Raw genomic sequence first — 18,052 nt, 5'->3', positions numbered from 1 at the left:
ATGCTGCAGGCGGACGCAGCCACGGCGCCCGCCCGGCTGATCGCCGGTGGCGCGACGATCCTAGGGGCTTCGGTGCTCGCCGACAGTTCGATCGAGCATTACCGAGGATCGTTTCACCACCCGGCGATGGCGGTGCCCATCGTAGCCGCAGTGGCAGCGATCCGCGTGAACGCGGCCGGCGGTCGAGACCGATCATCCGTTCCCAATGAGCCGCTCCGCGATCCGGCACAGCGGCCTGAGCGTCGGCCGCGCACGCCCGCCCACGCAGCGATCGCCGCCGCCGGAGCGGCAGGCCTGGGCTTCCATGGATGGGACATCGCTCGCCGCGTCGGGCATCTGCGCTGGAGCACGCTTTTCTATGCCGCTCCGATCGGCGCTCCGGCCGCGCTGATCCTGTCCGGTGCGCTCGGCGCGGCGGCGGATGCGCTCGCCACGCGCGATCCGCGCCTGGGGCCGCTGCCCGTCGGCGGCCGTTTCGTCGGCGCGCTCGCCGTGATCGGACTTGTCGGCACCTCGGCGGAAGCGGCGCTGCTGCATTTCCGCGGCGCCTTCCACAGCCCCTGGATGTGGCTGCCCGTCACGCTGCCGCCGCTGGCGGCACTCGCCCTCGCGCGGGACACGCTTTCCGGAGTGCCGAAGGACACGAGTTGGGCACTGCTCGGTGCAACTGCGCTGCTCGGCTTTGTCGGCGCGGGCTTCCACGCGCGCGGTGTCGCGCGCAACATGGGCGGCTGGCGCAACTGGCGCCAGAATCTGCTCGTCGGCCCGCCGATCCCCGCCCCGCCCGCCTTCACCGGCCTGGCGCTCGCCGGGCTCGGCGCGCTGCTCCTGATGCGGAGGGGGCATGGCTGATCGCTTCCCCGACTATGACGTGCTCACCCAGCGCGACACGCCGAGCTGGAACGCGGCCACGCGCGAAGTGATCGACGCGCGGCTTCGGCTCGGCGAAGCCACCGGCCTGCTCACCGCCGTCCAGATCGCGACGCTGCGCGCACTTGCCGAGCGCATCGTGCCGCAGCCCGAACAGCGGGCGCCGGTCAACACGGTCGCGCTGCTGCTCGCATCGCTGACGGACGCAACCGCCGGCGAAGGCTATCGCCCGGCCGGACTGCCGCCCGCGCGCGAGGCCTGGGCGCGCGGGCTCGACGCGATCGAGGCGGAGGCCAGGCTGGTCCACGGGCGGGGCTTCGCGGCGCTGCCCCCCGAGGCGGCCGACACGCTGCTCGCCGCAATCGAGAACGGCACGGTGCGCGCTTGCGAATGGCAGCAGCTCCCGCCCCGTCTCTTCTGGTCGTGGCGGCTGCTGCCGGATCTCGTCGCGGCCTATTTTGCCCACCCCTCGGCCTGGAGCGCGATGGGCTTCGGCGGTCCCGCCAGCCCGCGCGGCTATGTCCGCCTCGCCGCCGATCGCCGCGATCCCTGGGAAGCCGCCGAGCGCGACGATGGGCGCCTCCTCCCTGCCCCCTTTCGGAACCGGCATGCGCGCTGACGCGCTGACCACGCCCCGCGCCGCCAACGGCCGTGCGCCCGACGTCTTCGAACCGGGCGGCTGGGTGCCGATGCGCGAGCATCGCGAGCAGGATGAAGTCGACTTCGCGATCGTCGGCACTGGCGCGGGCGGCGGCACGCTTGCCTGCAAGCTCGCCGAAGCCGGCTTTTCGGTCGTTGCCTTCGATGCCGGGGCCTATTGGCGCCCGCTCGAGGATTTCGCTTCCGACGAGCGGCATCAGGCAAAGCTCTACTGGACCGACGACCGCATCGTCGACGGCCCAGATCCGCTCAAGCTCGGCTCGAACAATTCGGGAAAATCCGTCGGCGGATCGACCGTTCATTTTGCGATGGTGTCGCTGCGCTTCCGTCCCGAATGGTTCAAGAGCCGGACGAAACTGGGCTATGGCGTCGACTGGCCGATCGATTGGCGCGAGATGTGGCGCTATTACGCCGAGGTCGAGGAGGCGCTGAAGATCGCCGGCCCGGTCCGTTATCCCTGGGGGCCCAAGCGGCCGCGCTATCCCTATCGCGCGCATCCGCTCAATGCCGCCGCCGAGCATCTGGCGCGCGGCGCCGAGGCGCTCGGCACCGATTGGGCGGAGACGCCGATCGCCACGCTTTCCGCGCCGCACGGCAAGGCGCACCCCTGCGTCTATCGCGGCATGTGCGTGATCGGCTGCTCGACCAACGCCAAGCAATCGGTGCTCGTCACCTGGCTGCCGCGCGCACTGGCTGCCGGTGCCGAAATCCGCGACCTGGCGATGGTCGGCCGGATCGAGATGGGGCCGAACGGCCGCGCCACGGGCGTTCACTATCACCGCGAAGGCGAATGGCGGTTCCAGCGGGCGAAGAACGTCGTCGTCGCCGGCTATGCGATCGAAACGCCGCGGCTGCTGCTCAATTCGGCGTGCAGCCGCTTTCCCGACGGCCTCGCCAACCGGTCGGGGCTCGTCGGCCGCAATCTTATGGTCCAGCTCAACCAGGCGGTTTGGGGCCAGGTCGACGAGGAGATCCGCTCGTACAAAGGGCCGCCCAGCCTCGCGATCAACGAGCATTGGAACTATGCGGACGCCGGCAAGGACTATCACGGCGGCTGGGCCTATATGAGCCAGGGTCCGCTGCCGATCAGCTGGGCGCGGTCGCTTTCGGGCGGACGCGGCCTATGGGGTCGGGCGCTGATCGACGAGATGGCGCGCAGCAACCATTCGGTCGGGCTCAAGATGGTCGGCGAAGTGCTTCCCTATGCGCACAATCGCGTCACCCTGGCCGACGAGACCGATCAATATGGGCTGCCGATCCCGCGGGTCACCTTCGCGATAGGCGACAACGAGCGCCGCATGGTCGCGCATGCGCTCGATTTCATGGAGGCAAGCCTCGAAGCGACCGGCGCGCGCGAGCGCTGGCGCGAGACCGACGATACCTGCCATCTGAACGGCACCGCGCGGATGGGCTTCGACCCCGAAACCAGCGTCGTCGATGCCGATTGCCGCAGCTGGGACGTTCCCAACCTCTGGATCTGCGACGGATCGGTCTTTCCCACCGTGGGCGGCGCCAATCCGTCGCTGACCATTCAGGCGCTCGCGTGCCGCACTGCCGATCGCATCAAGGAACTCTCGCGTCGCGGTGCGCTTTGACAGGGCAAGCAACAAGCGGAGGCACCATGCGCAGCAGCCATCCCCCCGTCGTGATGATCACCGGCGCCTCGGCCGGCGTCGGGCGCGCGGTCGTGCGCGAATTCGCGAAGGACAAGGCGCGCATCGGCCTTATCGCCCGCGGGCGCGACGGGCTCGAAGCCGCAGCGCGCGAAGTGGAAGAGGCCGGCGGCGAGGCGCTGGTCCTGCCGCTCGACGTCGTCGATGCCGACGCCGTCGAGAACGCTGCCGCGAAGCTCGAGGAGCGGTTCGGCCCGATCGACATCTGGATCAACGCCGCCTTCGCCGGCGTGCTCGCGCGCTTCCTCGACATGTCGCTCACCGATTACGAGCGCGTCACGCGAGTCACCTATCTCGGGCAAGTAAACGGCACCTATGCCGCGCTGAAGCGGATGGTGCCGCGCGACCGGGGCTCGGTAGTGCTCGTCGGCTCGGCGCTCGCCTATCGCGGCATCCCGCTGCAATCGGCCTATTGCGGCGCAAAGCACGCGATCCAGGGCTTTCACGATTCGATCCGAACCGAGCTGATCCACGATCGCAGCAACGTCTCGGTCTCGATGGTGCAACTGCCGGGCGTCAACACGCCGCAGTTCGACTGGATCAAGACGAACCTGCCGATGAAACCCCGGCCGGCGAGCCCGCCGTACCAGCCGGAAATCGCCGCCCGCGCGATCCACTTCGCCGCGCATCACAAGCGCAAGAACATCAAGCTCGGTTGGCCCACCTGGCAGGCCATCCTGGGCGACCAGATCGCTTCCCCGCTGCTGGACCGCTATCTCGCGCGCACGGGCGTCAGCGGGCAGCAGAGTGATGAACCCGTCGCGCCGGACCGGCGGAACAACCTCTATGCGCCCGTTCCCGGCGATCATGGCGCGCACGGCCGGTTCGACGCGAGTGCCCGGACGCGCAGTTCGCAGCTCTGGCTCACCACCCATCGCGGAACAGTAGCGCTGGGCGCGCTCGCCGCGATCGGCGCTGGGCTGGCAGCCGGGCTGTTCGCGCGGAGCCGCGCCGAAGGATGAGCGAGCCATCCCGCAAGCGGATCGAGGAGTATGCCCTGATCGGCGACGGCGAGACCGCCGCGCTGGTCCATCGCGACGGCTCGATCGAATGGCTGTGCATGCCGCGCTTCGACTCGGAGGCCTGTTTCGCGGCGATCCTCGGCGACGCCGAGAACGGCTGCTGGCGCATGCGCCCGGTGGGCGAAGTCACCCGCAGCAGCCGCCGCTACCTCGACGAGACGCTGATCCTCGAAACCGAGTTCGAGACCCGGGACGGCTGCATCGCCGTCATTGATTTCATGCCGATCCGCGGCCAGGCGCCGGATATCGTGCGCATCGTCGAGGGCCGCCGCGGCAGCGTGGAGGTCTGCTCCGAACTCGCCGCGCGCTTCGATTACGGCCAGCTCCACCCGCTGGTGCGCACCTGTTCCGAGGCGCAGGTCCTGGCGATCGCCGGCCCCGACGCGATCGTTCTCGATTTCGATGAACCGATCACTTTCGAGGATCGCTGGTTCACCAGCCGGTTCACCGTGAACGAAGGCGATCGGCGCGGCTTCGTGATGACCTGGTTTCCCGCGCACGAGGCGGTTCCCGAATCGGTTCACCCCGAGAAGGCGTTCGAGAATACGCGCGGCTTCTGGGAAGATTGGGTCGCGCGGTGCAAATATGACGGCCCGTATCGAGGCGAAGTCATCCGCTCGCTCGTCACGCTGAAGGCGCTGATCCACCGGCCCACCGGCGGGATCGTCGCCGCGCCCACATCCTCGCTGCCCGAATGTCCGGGCGGCTCGCGCAACTGGGATTATCGCTTCTGCTGGCTGCGCGATTCGACCTTCCTGCTCCTCTCGTTCCTCCAATCGGGCATGTCGGCCGAAGCGCACGCCTGGGTCGGCTGGCTGCGGCGCGCCGTCGCGGGCGAGCCGATCGACGTCCAGCCTTTCTACACGGTGGGCGGCGACCGGCGGATGCTCGAGTGGCAGGCGCCCTGGCTCGCCGGCTTCAACGGCGCCACGCCGGTGCGCTTCGGCAACGCCGCCGCCGACCAGTGCCAGCTCGACATCTATGGCGAAGTGATCGACACGCTGCATTCCGCCGTGCGCCACGGCATGGAACGGACCGAAGACAGCGACGCGCTCGTCCGCCTGCTCGCCGCCGATCTCGAGAGCGAATGGCAGAAGCCCGATGCCGGCATCTGGGAAAGCCGCGGCGAACCGCGCCATTTCGTCTATTCCAAGGTGATGTGCTGGACCGCGTTCGATCGCGCCGCCTGCTGGTTCGAGGAAAGCGACCCCGAGCTGTGTTCGCACTATCGCGAACTGGCCGAGCGCGTGAAGGCACAGGTGCTCGAGCACGGCTTCGATTCCGAGCGCAACAGCTTCGTCGCCGCCTATGGCGAAACCGCGCTCGACGCAGCGACGCTGCGGATCCCGCTCGTGGGCTTTCTCCCGGCGGACGATCCGCGCGTCTGCGGTACGGTCGCGGCGATCGAAAGCGCGCTCGATCGCGACGGCTTCGTCCGGCGCTACGCGCCCGACCGGATCGAGGATGGCGTCGGCGGCGGCGAAGGCGCTTTCCTGGCCGCCAGTTTCTGGCTGGTCGACGCCTATGTGCTGCAGAACCGGCTCGAAGACGCGCGGCGGCTGTTCGAGCGCCTGTGCGCCACCGCCAACGACGTCGGCCTGCTGGCCGAGGAAGTCGGCGAGGAAGGCTTGCTCGGCAACTTCCCCCAGGCGCTTTCGCACCTTTCGCTGGTCGCCGCCGCGCTCAGCCTCGACCGCGCGGGCGGCCCGGCCCAGGAACGCGGCAGCTCCTGATCCGGCGCGCTTGACACGGCCCGGAATTCCACGCATTTCCGCCGTCCACGCGGGTGTAGCTCAATGGTAGAGCAGAAGCTTCCCAAGCTTACGACGAGGGTTCGATTCCCTTCACCCGCTCCAGCGCCGCTCCCCGTCCGCGCTCCGCGCTGACGACCCGCCTCAGATGCCGCCTTCGACCGAGTCGCGACCCAGCGCGCGCAGCCCCTCCGACAATGCCCTCCCGCAGGCATCCACCACTTGCTGCGACGTCGCCCGGATGACGAAATTGGCGCCCACCCTGCCCTCGCGGAAAAAGGGGTAGCTGCCCAACGTCACGCCGGCATGGGCGGCCTCCACTGCGCGGAGCAGCTCGGCGATCTCGCTTTCCGCCACCCAGCAGCCGATCGTCCGCGCCACCAGCGGCGCGCCGCCTTCCAGCGTGCCGGTGAGCGCGTCGAGCATCCCCGCGGCGATGTGCGGCACGCCCGCCAGTACCAGGATGTTGCCGATGCGGATGCCGGGCGCGCCCGACATGCGGTTGGGGATCAGTTCGGCGCCCTGCGGCACGCGCGCCATGCGCAGCCGCGCGTCGGTCAACCCACCGCGCTCGGCATAGTGGCGCTCGAGCACCGCCCGCGCCTCGGGATGGACGACCACCGGAACGCCGAGTGCCGCCGCGATCGCATCGACGGTGATGTCGTCGTGCGTGGGCCCGATTCCCCCGGTGGTGAAGCAATAATCATAGCGGGCGCGCAGCGTGTTCACTGCCTCGACGATCGCGTCCTCGACGTCCGCCACAATCCGCACTTCGCGCAGCCGGATTCCTTGTGCGTTCAGCCACGAGGCGAGCTGCGCGACGTTGCGGTCCTGCGTGCGGCCCGAAAGGATTTCGTCGCCGATCACGGCGAGCCCGGCCGTCCAGATGCGTTCTGACATGCTCTGTCGCATAGCCGACGCCGGCGCCCTCGCAAAGCTGCTCGGGCCGGCCTATATCGCGGCCATGACCGAATATGTGAGTGCCTCCGCCGATACGCCGCTCCACCGCACCGGCGCCATCAAGCTCCACGATGCGGAGGGGTTCGAAGGAATGCGCCGCGCCGGGCGACTGGCCGCCGAGATTCTCGATGCCGTCGTGCCGCATGTGGTGCCTGGCGCCACCACGGGCGCGATCGACGACATGATCCGCGAGCAGATGCTGGCCGCCGGCGCGGTTCCGGCAACGCTCGGCTATCGCGGCTACACGCATTCGAGCTGCATCTCGATCAATCATGTCGTCTGCCACGGAATCCCCGGCGAGCGCACCTTCAAGGATGGCGACATCGTCAACATCGACGTGACGCCCCTGCTCGACGGCTGGCACGGCGACACCAGCCGCATGTTCCTGGTGGGCGACGTGCCGCTGAAGGCGCGGCGGCTGGTCGACGTCACTTATGAATGCCTGATGCTCGGCATCGAGCAGGCGCGGCCGGGCAATTACCTGGGCGACATCAGCCACGCGATCCAGACGCATGCCGAGCGGCACCGCTACGGCGTGGTCCGCGATTTCTGCGGCCATGGCCTCGGGCGGATGTTCCACGACGCGCCGGAAGTGGTCCATGTCGGCCGCCCCGGCACCGGGCCGGAGCTGCGTCCCGGCATGTTCTTCACCATCGAACCAATGATCAACATCGGCCGCCCCGACGTGAAGCTGCTCGACGACGGCTGGACGGCAGTGACGCGCGACCGGTCGCTTTCGGCACAGTTCGAACATTCGATCGGGATCACCGAGGACGGGTGCGAGATCTTCACGACCAGTCCGAAGGGCTTCGATCGCCCGCCCTATGGCTGACGGCGGTCCGGATCCTCGGGCGCCGATGTCCAGCGCCGCAGCGTTTCCTCGGCCTCGCTGGCGGTGAAATCGCCCGCCGGGCTGCGAATCCAATATTCCTCGCGCTGGGGCAGCGGAATCGCGCGCATCCCATACGCCATGACGATCAGCGGGCCGCGCGCGACCGTCTCCACCCCTTCGGGCGCGGCAGTGCCGCAACGCCGCCGCACCAGCGCGGCGGGCATGTTGATGTCGGTCCGCATCGGCGCACTCTCAGTTCCATGTTCCTGCATCAACGTGAAGGAACACGGGCGGTTCCTGCTGTTACTGTAGAGGCTGCGACGGGCGCTGCTCCCCTTTCGGGCACCCCTCGTATATATGCCTATTCGCTAGGCACTTGTTGCGGGTTCCGGCCCGTGCGAGCCAAGGATCGCCGCCACGCCGCCGCTGGCACATTTGTTGCCAAGGCGTGTGTGTTGCTAAGGCGTGTGGCGCCAACGGCGTGCGAAGGATCTCGACGTCCGAATGCGGGGGAATGCGTGAGAAAGATCGAAGCGATCATCAAGCCCTTCAAGCTCGATGAAGTGAAGGAGGCGCTGCACGAAGTGGGCGTTTCCGGGATTACCGTGACCGAGGCGAAGGGCTTCGGAAGGCAGAAGGGCCACACCGAGCTCTATCGCGGCGCCGAATATGTCGTCGATTTCCTCCCCAAGGTGAAGCTCGAGGTGGTGGTCGAGGACGGTCTTGCCGAGCGCGTGGTCGAGGCGATCGCCACTGCCGCGCAGACCGGCCGGATCGGCGACGGCAAGATCTTCGTCATGCCGGTGGAGACGGCGCTGCGCATCCGCACCGGCGAGCGCAACGAAAGCGCGATCTGACGTGGCGTACGCGGCCGTCGGCCGGTTTCGGGCGCGGCGGCCGACGGCATGCAGGCGCCGATCCCGGCGCGCGCCAACGACGGTTTGACGCAGCGCAGCAATTCCGGGATGCTCGGAGACGCTGCATAACTATGTTGCCCGATTCGCAGGGTGACACGCATGATCTGGAAAGGGACTGATTAGATGGCGAACGATGCGGGCACGATCCTGAAGATGATCAAGGAGCAGGAGATCGAATGGGTCGACCTGCGTTTCACCGATCCCAAGGGCAAGTGGCAGCACCTCTCGATGGTCGCGGGCGTGATCGACGAGGACGCGCTCACCGACGGGCTGATGTTCGACGGCTCCTCGATCGCCGGCTGGAAGGCGATCAACGAGAGCGACATGATCCTCAAGCCGGATCTCGAGGCCGCCTATGTCGATCCCTTCTCGGCCACGCCGATGCTGATCCTGTTCTGCGACATCGTCGAGCCGTCGACCGGCGAATGGTATGCCCGCGATCCGCGCACCACCGCCAAGCGTGCCGAGGCCTATCTGAAGTCCACCGGACTGGGCGACACCGTCTATGTCGGCCCCGAAGCCGAATTCTTCATGTTCGACGACGTGCGGTTCGAAAACAGCTACGCGACGAGCTATTACGCGATCGACGACATCGAGCTGCCCGGCAACTCGGGCAAGGAATATGAGGCGGGCAACCTCGGTCACCGTCCGCGTGCCAAGGGCGGCTATTTCCCCGTCGCCCCGGTCGACAGCGCCACCGACATTCGTGCCGAGATGGTCTCGACGATGATCGAGATGGGCCTGCCCTGCGACAAGCACCACCACGAAGTCGCCGCCGCGCAGCACGAACTCGGCCTCACCTTCGGCACGCTGGTGCAGACCGCCGACCGGATGCAGATCTACAAATATGTCGTGCATCAGGTCGCCCATGCCTATGGCAAGACCGCGACCTTCATGCCCAAGCCGATCAAGGAAGATAACGGCTCGGGCATGCACACCCACATGTCGATCTGGAACGAAGGCAATCCGCTGTTCGCCGGCAACGGCTATGCCGGGCTTTCGGACATGTGCCTCTATTTCATCGGCGGCGTCATCAAGCACGCCAAGGCGCTCAACGCCTTCACCAACCCGTCGACCAACAGCTACAAGCGGCTGGTCCCGGGCTATGAGGCACCGGTGCTGCTCGCCTATTCGAGCCGCAACCGCTCGGCGTCGTGCCGCATTCCCTATGGCGCGGGCAGCAAGGCCAAGCGCGTCGAATTCCGCTTCCCCGACGCGCTGGCGAACCCCTATCTCGCCTATGCCGCGCTGCTGATGGCGGGGCTCGACGGCATCCAGAACCGCATCCATCCGGGCGATCCGATGGACAAGAACCTCTATGATCTGCCGCCCGCCGAACTGGCCGACGTGCCGACCGTGTGCGGTTCGCTCCGCGAGGCGCTCGACAGCCTCGAAGCGGATATGGAGTTCCTGCTCAAGGGCGACGTGTTCACCCGCGATCAGGTCGAAGCCTATATCGAGCTGAAGCGCGACGAAGTGGCGCTCTGGGAAATGACCCCGAGCCCGGTCGAGTACGACCTCTACTACAGCGCATAAGCGCATCCCCGTCGCAACGGGACGGCAGGGCGCCCGGGCAGCAATGTCCGGGCGCTTCGCGTGGGGCCCGTCAGTCCTGCTCGGGCTCGGCCATTCCGCGGTGCTGCTTCGCCAGCACCCGATCGGGCACGACATGCGCCAGCGCGGCCTGGAGTTTGTTCTGGAATCGAGACGACGTGCGCCTTGCCGTCGGTGACGACCGCAAGCGTGCCCGCCATGTCAGACCTCCATTCCGGGCTTGAGCACCACCTTGGTGAACTCGTTCTGCTTCGTCCGGAAATTGCGATAGCCGTCCGCCGCCTGCTCGAGCGGCAGCCGGTGCGAGATCAGGAAGGTCGTATCGACCTCGCCCTCGCGGATCATGTCGAGCAGCTTGGCGGTGTATTTCTGTACATGGGTCTGACCGGTCTTCACCGTCAGTCCCTTTTCCATCAGCGCGCCGATCGGGAATTTGTCGGTCATCCCGCCATAGACGCCGGGGATCGAGACGGTGCCGCCCTTGCGGCAGGCGAGGATCGCCTGCTTGAGCGCCGAAGCGCGATCGGCGCCCATGCCCACCTTCTGCTTGGCGATGTCGATCATATTGTCGACGGCGAAGCCGTGCGCTTCCAGCCCGACCGCGTCGATCACCGCATCGGGGCCGATCCCGCCGGTCATCTCCATCAGCGCCTCGCGCACGTCGCTCTCGTGGAAGTTGATCGTCTCGGCCCCCATCTGCCGGGCAAGCGCCAGCCGGTGCGGATAATGGTCGATCGAGATCACCCGCGCACCCATGATCCGGGCGCTCTGGGCGGCGAACAGGCCGACCGGGCCGCAGCCCCAGATGGCGACCACATCGCCTTCCTTGATCCCGCAATTCTCCGCCGCCATCCAGCCGGTCGGCAGAATGTCGGAGAGGAACAGCACCTTGTCGTCGTCGAGCCCGTCGTCGTCGATCACGATCGGGCCGACGTCGCTGAACGGCACGCGGACATATTCCGCCTGCCCGCCGGGATAGCCGCCGGTCAGGTGCGAATAGCCGAACAGCCCGCTCATCGGCGTGCCGTACAGCGTTTCCGACATCTCGCGCTTGTCGACCGGGTTGCTGTTGTCGCACGCGCTATATTGCTGCTGGTCGCAGAAATAGCAGCTGCCGCACGAGATGGTGAACGGCACCACCACGCGCTGGCCCTTCTTCAGCGTCGATTGCGGGCCGGTCTCCACCACTTCGCCCATGAATTCATGACCCAGAATGTCTCCCTTCATCACCGCCGGAATCGCGCCGTCATAGAGGTGCAGGTCCGACCCGCAGATCGCGGTGCTGGTGACCTTCAGGATCGCGTCGCGCGGATTGACGATTTCGGGGTCGGGGTGCGTGTCGACACGCACGTCGTGGGTGCCGTGAAAGGTAAGTGCGCGCATCAGGCGGCCTCCTCGAGTCGATTGGCGGGGGTGGCGATCTCGCCGGTTTCCATCAGCATCTTGAAGCGCCGCAGGTCACGGCGCGCCTGGATGGCCGGCTCGCGCTGGAACAGCTTGGCAAGCGAGCGTCCGGCGTTGCCGAACGGCGGGCGATACTCGATCTCGGCGGTCACATAAGTGCCGCGGTTGCCGGAGGCGTCGCGGAAGCTGATCCGGCCATTGGTCTCGATCTCCGAATCCTCGGTCGAGCGCCAGGCGATGAGCTCGCCTTCGATTTCCTGCGCGATTTCGCTCACCACGGTGACCGTCCGCCCGGCCGGAGCCTTGATCGTCCAGCGCCAGCGGTTGCCGTCGAGCTTCTCGACCGCATCGATATTCTCCATGAAGCTCGGCAGGTTGGTGAAGTCGCGCCAGAAGGTGTAGAGTTCGCGCCGCGAGGGCTTGGCGATCGCCACTGTCTTGCCGACGATCGCGGGCGCGCCGCCGGTGCGGTGCCGTCCGCTATAGCCGGGTGCATCGTCTTCCCCCGATCGCGGGCCGCTCGAACGTGTGGCGAGAAGCGCGACGCCTGCGACGCCGAGCACGCCGAGCCCGGCAGCTACACGCTGCACGGTCGCCTTTCTGGTCGTTTCGGACATCAAACCATTCTCCTGATTGGGGTTTCCGCTTGGAGCGCGTGTTGAAGGGCTAACGATCACCGGTCCTGCAGGTTGCGTTCGCTCCGGGCGCAGGCGGAACGGAGCGCATGCTCCGCGCGTCTCCCGACAATGACCAGACACGGAGGATTCCAATGGCGCTGACCGCGATCGCCTTGAACTGCACCCTGAAATCCGATCCCGCGCAGGATTCGTCGACCGACCGGATGATCGGCGTGCTGCGCGATTCGCTCGCGAAGCACGATGTGACGCTCAGCGAGACGATCCGGGTCGCGGCGCACGACATCAAACCCGGAGTCACTTCGGACGAAGGGCCGGGCGACGCCTGGCCCGCGCTGCGCACGAAGATCCTCGCGCATGACATTCTGATCTTCGGCGGTCCGATCTGGCTTGGTCAGATCGGCAGCGTGGCAAAACGCGTGCTCGAGCGGATGGACGCGTTCCTGTCCGAAACCGACGACAAGAGCCGCATGCCCGCGTTCGGCAAGGTCGCGCTGGCGGCGATCGTCGGCAACGAGGATGGCGCCCATTGCTCGGCGCAACAGCTCTTCCAGGCGCTCAACGACGTCGGCTGGACGATTCCCGCCAACGCCGCCTGCTACTGGGTCGGCGAGGCGATGGGATCGACCGATTTCAAGGATCTCGAGCACGTGCCCAATAAGGTTCAGCAGACCGCCGACATGGCCGCGAGCAACGCCGCCCATCTCGCGAAGCTGCTGAATCAGGCACAATATCCCGGGGTGAGCGGCTGAACGCGCCGATCGCGCGCCCTCCCGCATCGCCTCGCGGGGCGGCAGTGCACGAACCATATCGGTTTTTCCGCTGTCCTACACGGTGCCGATCTGCCACACCGGCGCGGTCATGCGCCGCAAATCCCGTCTGCCGATCCGCTCGTCTCGCGCGTGTTCGCCTGCGCGCGCACGCACGTGTGCGCGGGGGCGCCCGCGCGCGTTGAGGTGCGACCTTAGTGTGACCTTCGACGGAAATGCGTGGGTTTGGCCCGCGAAGCGCTCAGGGCAACAGCAGCGTCGATCCATGCGTCTCGCCCGCTTCGATCGCGCGATGCGCCTCGGCGACTTGCGACAGGCGAAAGCGTTGGCCGATTTCGGGGGTGAGCACCCCCTGCCCCAGCAGGTCGAACACGCGCGCAACACCTGCCGTCCGCTCCTCGGCCGTCGCATAATAGTCGAACAGCTTCGGGCGCGTGACGAACAGCGAACCATGCTGGTTGAGCGCCGCCAGCTTCACGCCTTCGACCGGGCCGCTGGCGTTGCCGAAGCTCACCACCAGCCCGCGCCGCGCGGTCGATCCGAGCGAGGCCTGCCAGGTCGCGGCGCCCACGCCGTCGAGCACTACCGGCACGCCCGCGCCGCCGGTGATCTCGCGCACCCGCGCCGCCACGTCCTCCTCGTGATAGAGGATCATGTGATCCGCGCCATGCGCGCGCGCGCGTTCGGCCTTCTCGGCCGAGCCGGCGGTGCCGATCACCGTCGCGCCGAGATGCTTGAGCCATTGCACCAGGAGCGTGCCGACACCGCCCGCCGCGGCGTGCACCAGCACCGTCCAGCCCGGCTGCACCTTCGCGCAGCGCTCGATCAGGAACTCCGCCGTGCATCCCTTGAGCAGCGCCGCCGCCGCGACTTCCTCGGAAATCGCACCCGGCAGCTTGAACAGGCTGTCCGCCGCCACGTTGCGCTCGGTGGCATAGGCGCCGATCGCCGGACCAAAGGCCGTCACGCGGTCACCCGGCACGAAGCCCTCGACACCGGCTCCCACGGCGATCACTTCGCCCGCCGCCTCGACGCCGAGCCCGCTCGGCAGCGCGATCGGATAGAGCCCGCTGCGATGATAGGTGTCGATGAAATTCAGCCCCGCGGCGGCGGTGCGCATCCGCACTTCGCCCGGGCCGGGATCGGGCAGGTCCACCGCCACCCACTCGATTACTTCGGGTCCGCCCGTCCGCTCGATCCGTGCCGCATGTGCCATCGCCGGTCTCCTTCCTCGCGCCGATGTGGCGCTGCGATCGGTGGTTGCAAGCGGCGTGCGCGCCCGCCATCTAGCCCATACTCGAAATACGAAAGAGCAGAGGGCGAGGCATGCGCAGCTATCTGAAGCACTATATCGACGGCGCCTGGGTGGAGAGCGACGGCGGCATCCGTCACGAAGTGATCAACCCCGCGACCGAGGAAGCGGTCACCGAGATCACGCTCGGCAGCAACGCCGATGTCGACAAGGCGGTCGCGGCGGCGAAGGCGGCGTTCGAGACTTTTTCGCAGACTTCGGTCGACGAGCGCGTCGCGCTGATCGAGCGGATCATCACCGAATATCAGAAGCGCTCGGACGATCTCGCCCAGGCGATCGCGCTCGAGATGGGCTGTCCGATCTCGATGGCCAAGATGGCACAGGTCGATGCGCGGATCGGCCATTGGAACGCCGCGATCAAGGCGCTCAAGGAATTCGAATTCGAGGAGCGGATCGGCAATTCCGCCGTGGTCCACGAACCGATCGGCGTCGTCGCGCTGATCACGCCGTGGAACTGGCCGCTCAACCAGATCATCTCGAAGGTCGCGCCCGCGCTCGCGGCGGGCTGCACCATGGTGCTCAAGCCCTCGGAGGAAGCGCCGAGCTGCGCCGCGATTCTCGCCGAGGTGTTCGATGCGGCAGGCGTTCCCAAGGGCGTGTTCAATCTCGTCCAGGGCGACGGCCCCGGCGTCGGCACTGCGCTGTCGAAGCACAGGGACGTCGACATGGTGAGTTTCACCGGTTCGACTCGCGCCGGCATCATGGTGGCCAAGAACGCCGCCGACACGGTGAAGCGCGTGCATCAGGAGCTTGGCGGCAAGTCGCCCTCGCTGGTGCTCGAAGGCGCCGACATGGAAAAGGCCGTCAAGGGAACGCTGATGAGCGTGCTGGTGAACTCGGGCCAGAGCTGCATCGCCCCCACTCGCCTGCTCGTGCCCGCCGATCGGCAGGACGAGGCAGTCGCGATCGCCACTGCGATCATGAAGGGCACGCAAGTCGGCGATCCGATGGAGGAAGGTCGCCACATCGGGCCGCTGGTGAACCGGGCGCAATTCGACAAGGTCCAGGACCTCATCAAGAAGGGCATGGAGGAAGGCGCCAAGCTCGAAGTCGGCGGCCCCGGCCGACCGGCGGGCGTAGAAAGCGGCTATTATGTCAGCCCGACGCTGTTCAGCCACGTCACCAACGACATGACGATCGCGCGCGAGGAGATCTTCGGTCCGGTCGTGACGATCATCCCCTACAAGGACGAGGCCGAAGGCGTGCGGATCGCCAATGATACCGACTATGGCCTCTCGGCGGTCGTCCACGGCCCGGCCGAAGCGACGAAGCGAGTCGCTCCCAAGCTGCGCGCCGGCATGGTCTATGTGAACGGTGGCCAGCCCGATCCGAACCTGCCCTTCGGCGGATACAAGCAATCGGGCAACGGCCGCGAGCACGGCAAGTTCGGCCTTGCCGAGTTCATGGAAGTGAAGTCGGTGCTCAACGCCTACGCCGAAGCCTGAGCACGGTGGGCGCGGCTCCGGCCGCGCCCCCTCCCCTCGGGCTCAGTCGAACAGATCGTCGAGGAACGAGCGCTTGCGCTTCTTGTAATAGCGCGGGTCGTGGCCCCGGCTGCTCTCGTGGCGATAGTCGCCGCCGCCCCACGGGTTTGCCGAGGCGGGCGAACGCGGTGGCTCGGACGGGCGCGGCGGCTGCGGCATCTGCTGGGGCGCCATCTCCGCGGCACTGCGCTCGATGATCTTGTCGAGCTCGCCGCGATCGAGCCAGACGCCGCGGCACGTCGGGCAATAGTCGATCTCGATGCCTTGGCGTTCGCTCATCGCCAGCCCGGTCTTGCAGACGGGGCATGGCATGGCCGCAACGGCTTCGGGGCTTCGCATTCGTCTCTCCTGTGCTTTTCGAGTGGTAGCTAGGCACGCGACCGCGGCCCCGCAATCACAGCGCGGGCCAGAACCACAGGATCAGCGGCGTTCCGGCGAGAAGCACCAGCACCGAAAGCGGAGCGCCCAACCGGGCATAGTCGCTGAAGCGATAGCCTCCCGGCCCCATCACCAGCGTGTTGCACTGGTGGCCGATCGGAGTGAGGAAGTCGCATCCGGCGCCCACCGCGGTCGCCATCAGGAACGGCTCGGGGCGGTAGCCCAGCCCGCTCGCGAAAGTGGCGGCGATCGGCGCCATCACCAGCACGGTGGCGGCATTGTTGAGGAACGGCGTCACTGCCATCGCCGCCCCCATGATCAGCATCACCGCGCCCCAGGGCGGCAGCACCGACGCCAGCGCCGAAAGCTGGTCGCCGATCAGCACGGTGGCGCCGGTGGTCCGCAGCGAATCGGATACCGGGATCAGCGCGCCGAGCATGATCAGGATCGGCCATTCGATGTGGCTGTAGGCCTCGCGGACCGGCAGGGCGCCGGTGATGACGACGAGCCCCGCCGCAGCGAAGAAGGCGACCGCCACCGGCACCAGCCCGGCCGCCGTCGCCGCCATCGCCGCCGCCAGGATGACGATCGGCAGCAGGCCGCGGCGGGCGCTGGTCCCCAGCCGAAGCGCGCGCTCCGCCAGCGGCAGGCAGCCCAGGTCGCGCAGCCGCTCGGGCAGCAGTTCGAGCGGCCCCTGCAGCACGATCACGTCGCCGGCCGAGAGCTGGATGTTGCCCAGCCGGCGCACCAGCCGCTCGCCCTGCCGCGAGACCGCGATCAGGTTCACGCCGAACACGTCGCGCAATTGCATGCGGCTGGCGGTGCGATCGACCAGCGGGCTGTCGGTGCCGATCACTGCCTCGATCACGCCGATGTCGGCGGTGTCGCCGCCCGCCAGAGTCTCGCGACCCTCGAGCTCGAGCCGGTCGCCTGCGATCACCCGTTCCAGGCTGTCCGGCGATCCGCCGAGGATCAGGATGTCTTCGCGGTGGAGGACGGTGTCGGGGAACGGCGCGCTGCGCACCCCGCCGCGGATCAGGTTGGTGATGGTGATCTCGTGATCGTGGCGCTCGATGAACTCGGCAACCGTCTCGTCGATCGCCGGCGACTTGGGGCCGATCCGCGCCTCGGTAACATAATCCTGGATATCGAGCGCCTCGCCCAGCGTCGGCGCCGCACGCCGGTCGCCCGGCAGCAGGCGATAGCCGAACCGCAGGAACACGAGCCCCATGATGGTAAGTCCCAGCCCGACCGGCAGATAGTCGAACATCCCGAACGGCTCGCCCGTCATTTCCTCGCGAACGCTGGAAACGATGATGTTGGGCGAAGTGCCGATCAGCGTCATCAGCCCGCCCAGCAGCGATGCGAACGACATCGGCATCAGGAACACCGATGGCGAGGTGTTCGATTTCTTCGCCATCTGGAACGCGACCGGGATCAGCATCGCGACCGCGCCGATGTTCTTTACCAGCGCCGAGGCGAAGCCCACACTGCCGGTCAGCACCATCAGCTGGGTGCTCACCTTGGTGGTGCGCCGCTGGATCAACAGCATCAGCCGCTCGATCGCGCCCGATCGCTGGACCGCGCCCGAAAGCACCAGCGCCGATCCGACGATGATCACGATGTCGTCCGAAAAGCCGCGAAACGCCTCCTCCGGCGAGACGACTCCCACGGCAAGCGCCGCCAACAGCGCCATCACCGCAACCAGATCGTAGCGAAACCGCCCCCAGACGAACAAACCCATCATGGCCGTCAGCACCGCGACCGAGAGCATCTGGGGAAGCGTCATTCGGCCTCGGTGTGCATGGAGGAAGGCTCTTGAACTCGCGA

The 18,052-nt window shown here is 67.4% G+C and carries 17 protein-coding genes and 1 tRNA gene; 11 read left to right on the top strand and 7 right to left on the bottom strand.

Going from position 1 to position 18,052, the window contains the following annotated elements; genetic code table 11:
- The 6 genes from H7V21_RS14710 (at position 1) to H7V21_RS14685 (ending at position 6,081) form a co-directional block, all read left to right on the top strand.
- The gene (locus H7V21_RS14710) at positions 1–852 is read left to right on the top strand and encodes a hypothetical protein (RefSeq protein ID WP_188054451.1); all 852 of its coding nucleotides are present in this window, start codon (positions 1–3) and stop codon (positions 850–852) included.
- Positions 845–1,489, top strand: a complete 645-nt coding sequence (locus H7V21_RS14705; protein WP_188054450.1) for a gluconate 2-dehydrogenase subunit 3 family protein — start codon at positions 845–847, stop codon at positions 1,487–1,489. The genes H7V21_RS14710 and H7V21_RS14705 overlap by 8 nt, the downstream gene beginning before the upstream one ends.
- Positions 1,479–3,125, top strand: a complete 1,647-nt coding sequence (locus H7V21_RS14700; RefSeq protein ID WP_188054449.1) for a GMC family oxidoreductase — start codon at positions 1,479–1,481, stop codon at positions 3,123–3,125. Before H7V21_RS14705 ends, H7V21_RS14700 begins: the two co-directional genes overlap by 11 nt.
- A gap of 26 nt (positions 3,126–3,151) precedes the next feature.
- On the top strand, positions 3,152–4,165 hold the full coding sequence (locus tag H7V21_RS14695) for an SDR family oxidoreductase (RefSeq protein ID WP_188054448.1): 1,014 nt from the start codon (positions 3,152–3,154) through the stop codon (positions 4,163–4,165).
- Positions 4,162–5,958: a glycoside hydrolase family 15 protein gene (locus H7V21_RS14690; RefSeq protein ID WP_188054447.1), complete on the top strand. Its 1,797-nt coding sequence runs from the start codon at positions 4,162–4,164 to the stop codon at positions 5,956–5,958. The genes H7V21_RS14695 and H7V21_RS14690 overlap by 4 nt, the downstream gene beginning before the upstream one ends.
- A 49-nt stretch (positions 5,959–6,007) precedes the next feature.
- Positions 6,008–6,081, top strand: a tRNA-Gly gene (locus H7V21_RS14685).
- A gap of 39 nt (positions 6,082–6,120) precedes the next feature.
- On the opposite strand, the gene H7V21_RS14680 is transcribed toward H7V21_RS14685, so the two are convergent.
- On the bottom strand, positions 6,121–6,876 hold the full coding sequence (locus H7V21_RS14680; RefSeq protein WP_188054446.1) for a competence/damage-inducible protein A: 756 nt from the start codon (positions 6,874–6,876) through the stop codon (positions 6,121–6,123).
- Between the two features lie 64 nt (positions 6,877–6,940).
- Here H7V21_RS14680 and map point away from each other — a divergent pair, with 64 nt between their 5' ends.
- Positions 6,941–7,768: a type I methionyl aminopeptidase gene (map, locus tag H7V21_RS14675; protein ID WP_188054445.1), complete on the top strand. Its 828-nt coding sequence runs from the start codon at positions 6,941–6,943 to the stop codon at positions 7,766–7,768.
- Here map and H7V21_RS14670 read toward each other — a convergent pair.
- Complete coding sequence (locus H7V21_RS14670; RefSeq protein ID WP_188054444.1) at positions 7,759–8,010, bottom strand: hypothetical protein; 252 nt, start codon at positions 8,008–8,010, stop codon at positions 7,759–7,761. The genes map and H7V21_RS14670 overlap by 10 nt on opposite strands.
- Positions 8,011–8,286: 276 nt before the next feature.
- Here H7V21_RS14670 and H7V21_RS14665 point away from each other — a divergent pair, with 276 nt between their 5' ends.
- Both H7V21_RS14665 and glnA read left to right on the top strand, forming a co-directional pair.
- A complete protein-coding gene (locus H7V21_RS14665; RefSeq protein WP_188054443.1) occupies positions 8,287–8,625 on the top strand; it encodes a P-II family nitrogen regulator in 339 nt (112 codons plus the stop codon).
- A 183-nt stretch (positions 8,626–8,808) separates the two neighbouring features.
- Entirely contained in the window at positions 8,809–10,221 is a 1,413-nt protein-coding gene (glnA, locus tag H7V21_RS14660) for a type I glutamate--ammonia ligase (protein WP_188054442.1), read from the top strand.
- 219 nt (positions 10,222–10,440) lie between these two features.
- Here glnA and H7V21_RS14655 read toward each other — a convergent pair whose 3' ends face one another.
- Together H7V21_RS14655 and H7V21_RS14650 are read right to left on the bottom strand one after the other, a co-directional pair.
- Positions 10,441–11,622 (bottom strand): zinc-dependent alcohol dehydrogenase, encoded by a 1,182-nt coding sequence (locus H7V21_RS14655; protein ID WP_188054441.1) that lies wholly within the window; start codon positions 11,620–11,622, stop codon positions 10,441–10,443.
- Positions 11,622–12,260, bottom strand: a complete 639-nt coding sequence (locus H7V21_RS14650) for an SRPBCC family protein (protein ID WP_188054440.1) — start codon at positions 12,258–12,260, stop codon at positions 11,622–11,624. Before H7V21_RS14650 ends, H7V21_RS14655 begins: the two co-directional genes overlap by 1 nt.
- Positions 12,261–12,412: 152 nt before the next feature.
- On the opposite strand from H7V21_RS14650, the gene H7V21_RS14645 reads away from it, so the two are divergent.
- Entirely contained in the window at positions 12,413–13,030 is a 618-nt protein-coding gene (locus H7V21_RS14645; RefSeq protein WP_188054439.1) for a flavodoxin family protein, read from the top strand.
- Positions 13,031–13,289: 259 nt separating this feature from the next.
- Here H7V21_RS14645 and H7V21_RS14640 read toward each other — a convergent pair whose 3' ends face one another.
- Positions 13,290–14,264 carry a quinone oxidoreductase family protein gene (locus H7V21_RS14640; protein ID WP_188054438.1) on the bottom strand — a complete coding sequence of 325 codons (975 nt, stop codon included), beginning with the start codon at positions 14,262–14,264 and terminating at the stop codon, positions 13,290–13,292.
- A 110-nt stretch (positions 14,265–14,374) separates the two neighbouring features.
- Between H7V21_RS14640 and H7V21_RS14635 the strand changes: the two genes are divergently transcribed.
- The gene (locus H7V21_RS14635; RefSeq protein ID WP_188054437.1) at positions 14,375–15,805 is read left to right on the top strand and encodes an aldehyde dehydrogenase family protein; all 1,431 of its coding nucleotides are present in this window, start codon (positions 14,375–14,377) and stop codon (positions 15,803–15,805) included.
- A 42-nt stretch (positions 15,806–15,847) separates the two neighbouring features.
- Here the strand turns inward: H7V21_RS14635 and H7V21_RS14630 are convergent, their stop codons facing one another.
- Positions 15,848–16,183 (bottom strand): zf-TFIIB domain-containing protein, encoded by a 336-nt coding sequence (locus tag H7V21_RS14630; protein ID WP_188054436.1) that lies wholly within the window; start codon positions 16,181–16,183, stop codon positions 15,848–15,850.
- Between the two features lie 55 nt (positions 16,184–16,238).
- A complete protein-coding gene (locus H7V21_RS14625; protein WP_188054435.1) occupies positions 16,239–18,011 on the bottom strand; it encodes an SLC13 family permease in 1,773 nt (590 codons plus the stop codon).
- Positions 18,012–18,052 lie beyond the last annotated feature (41 nt).

The organism is Sphingosinithalassobacter sp. CS137 (assembly GCF_014334115.1).
In the GTDB taxonomy this organism is placed as follows: Bacteria; Pseudomonadota; Alphaproteobacteria; order Sphingomonadales; family Sphingomonadaceae; genus Sphingomonas.
The sequence above is the reverse complement of the archived record's forward strand: the minus strand, read 5'-3'. Positions and strand labels throughout refer to the sequence as shown.

What these genes read in the sequence shown, in the direction of transcription:
- H7V21_RS14645 (WP_188054439.1), top strand. Translation starts at nt 12,413, where the DNA reads ATGGCGCTGACCGCGATCGCCTTGAACTGCACCCTGAAATCCGATCCC.
- H7V21_RS14630 (WP_188054436.1), bottom strand. Translation starts at nt 16,183, where the DNA reads ATGCGAAGCCCCGAAGCCGTTGCGGCCATGCCATGCCCCGTCTGCAAG.
- map (WP_188054445.1), top strand. Translation starts at nt 6,941, where the DNA reads ATGACCGAATATGTGAGTGCCTCCGCCGATACGCCGCTCCACCGCACC.
- H7V21_RS14695 (WP_188054448.1), top strand. Translation starts at nt 3,152, where the DNA reads ATGCGCAGCAGCCATCCCCCCGTCGTGATGATCACCGGCGCCTCGGCC.
- H7V21_RS14655 (WP_188054441.1), bottom strand. Translation starts at nt 11,622, where the DNA reads ATGCGCGCACTTACCTTTCACGGCACCCACGACGTGCGTGTCGACACG.
- H7V21_RS14690 (WP_188054447.1), top strand. Translation starts at nt 4,162, where the DNA reads ATGAGCGAGCCATCCCGCAAGCGGATCGAGGAGTATGCCCTGATCGGC.
- H7V21_RS14700 (WP_188054449.1), top strand. Translation starts at nt 1,479, where the DNA reads ATGCGCGCTGACGCGCTGACCACGCCCCGCGCCGCCAACGGCCGTGCG.
- H7V21_RS14705 (WP_188054450.1), top strand. Translation starts at nt 845, where the DNA reads ATGGCTGATCGCTTCCCCGACTATGACGTGCTCACCCAGCGCGACACG.
- H7V21_RS14670 (WP_188054444.1), bottom strand. Translation starts at nt 8,010, where the DNA reads ATGCGGACCGACATCAACATGCCCGCCGCGCTGGTGCGGCGGCGTTGC.
- H7V21_RS14680 (WP_188054446.1), bottom strand. Translation starts at nt 6,876, where the DNA reads ATGTCAGAACGCATCTGGACGGCCGGGCTCGCCGTGATCGGCGACGAA.
- glnA (WP_188054442.1), top strand. Translation starts at nt 8,809, where the DNA reads ATGGCGAACGATGCGGGCACGATCCTGAAGATGATCAAGGAGCAGGAG.
- H7V21_RS14635 (WP_188054437.1), top strand. Translation starts at nt 14,375, where the DNA reads ATGCGCAGCTATCTGAAGCACTATATCGACGGCGCCTGGGTGGAGAGC.
- H7V21_RS14625 (WP_188054435.1), bottom strand. Translation starts at nt 18,011, where the DNA reads ATGACGCTTCCCCAGATGCTCTCGGTCGCGGTGCTGACGGCCATGATG.
- H7V21_RS14640 (WP_188054438.1), bottom strand. Translation starts at nt 14,264, where the DNA reads ATGGCACATGCGGCACGGATCGAGCGGACGGGCGGACCCGAAGTAATC.
- H7V21_RS14650 (WP_188054440.1), bottom strand. Translation starts at nt 12,260, where the DNA reads ATGTCCGAAACGACCAGAAAGGCGACCGTGCAGCGTGTAGCTGCCGGG.
- H7V21_RS14710 (WP_188054451.1), top strand. Translation starts at nt 1, where the DNA reads ATGCTGCAGGCGGACGCAGCCACGGCGCCCGCCCGGCTGATCGCCGGT.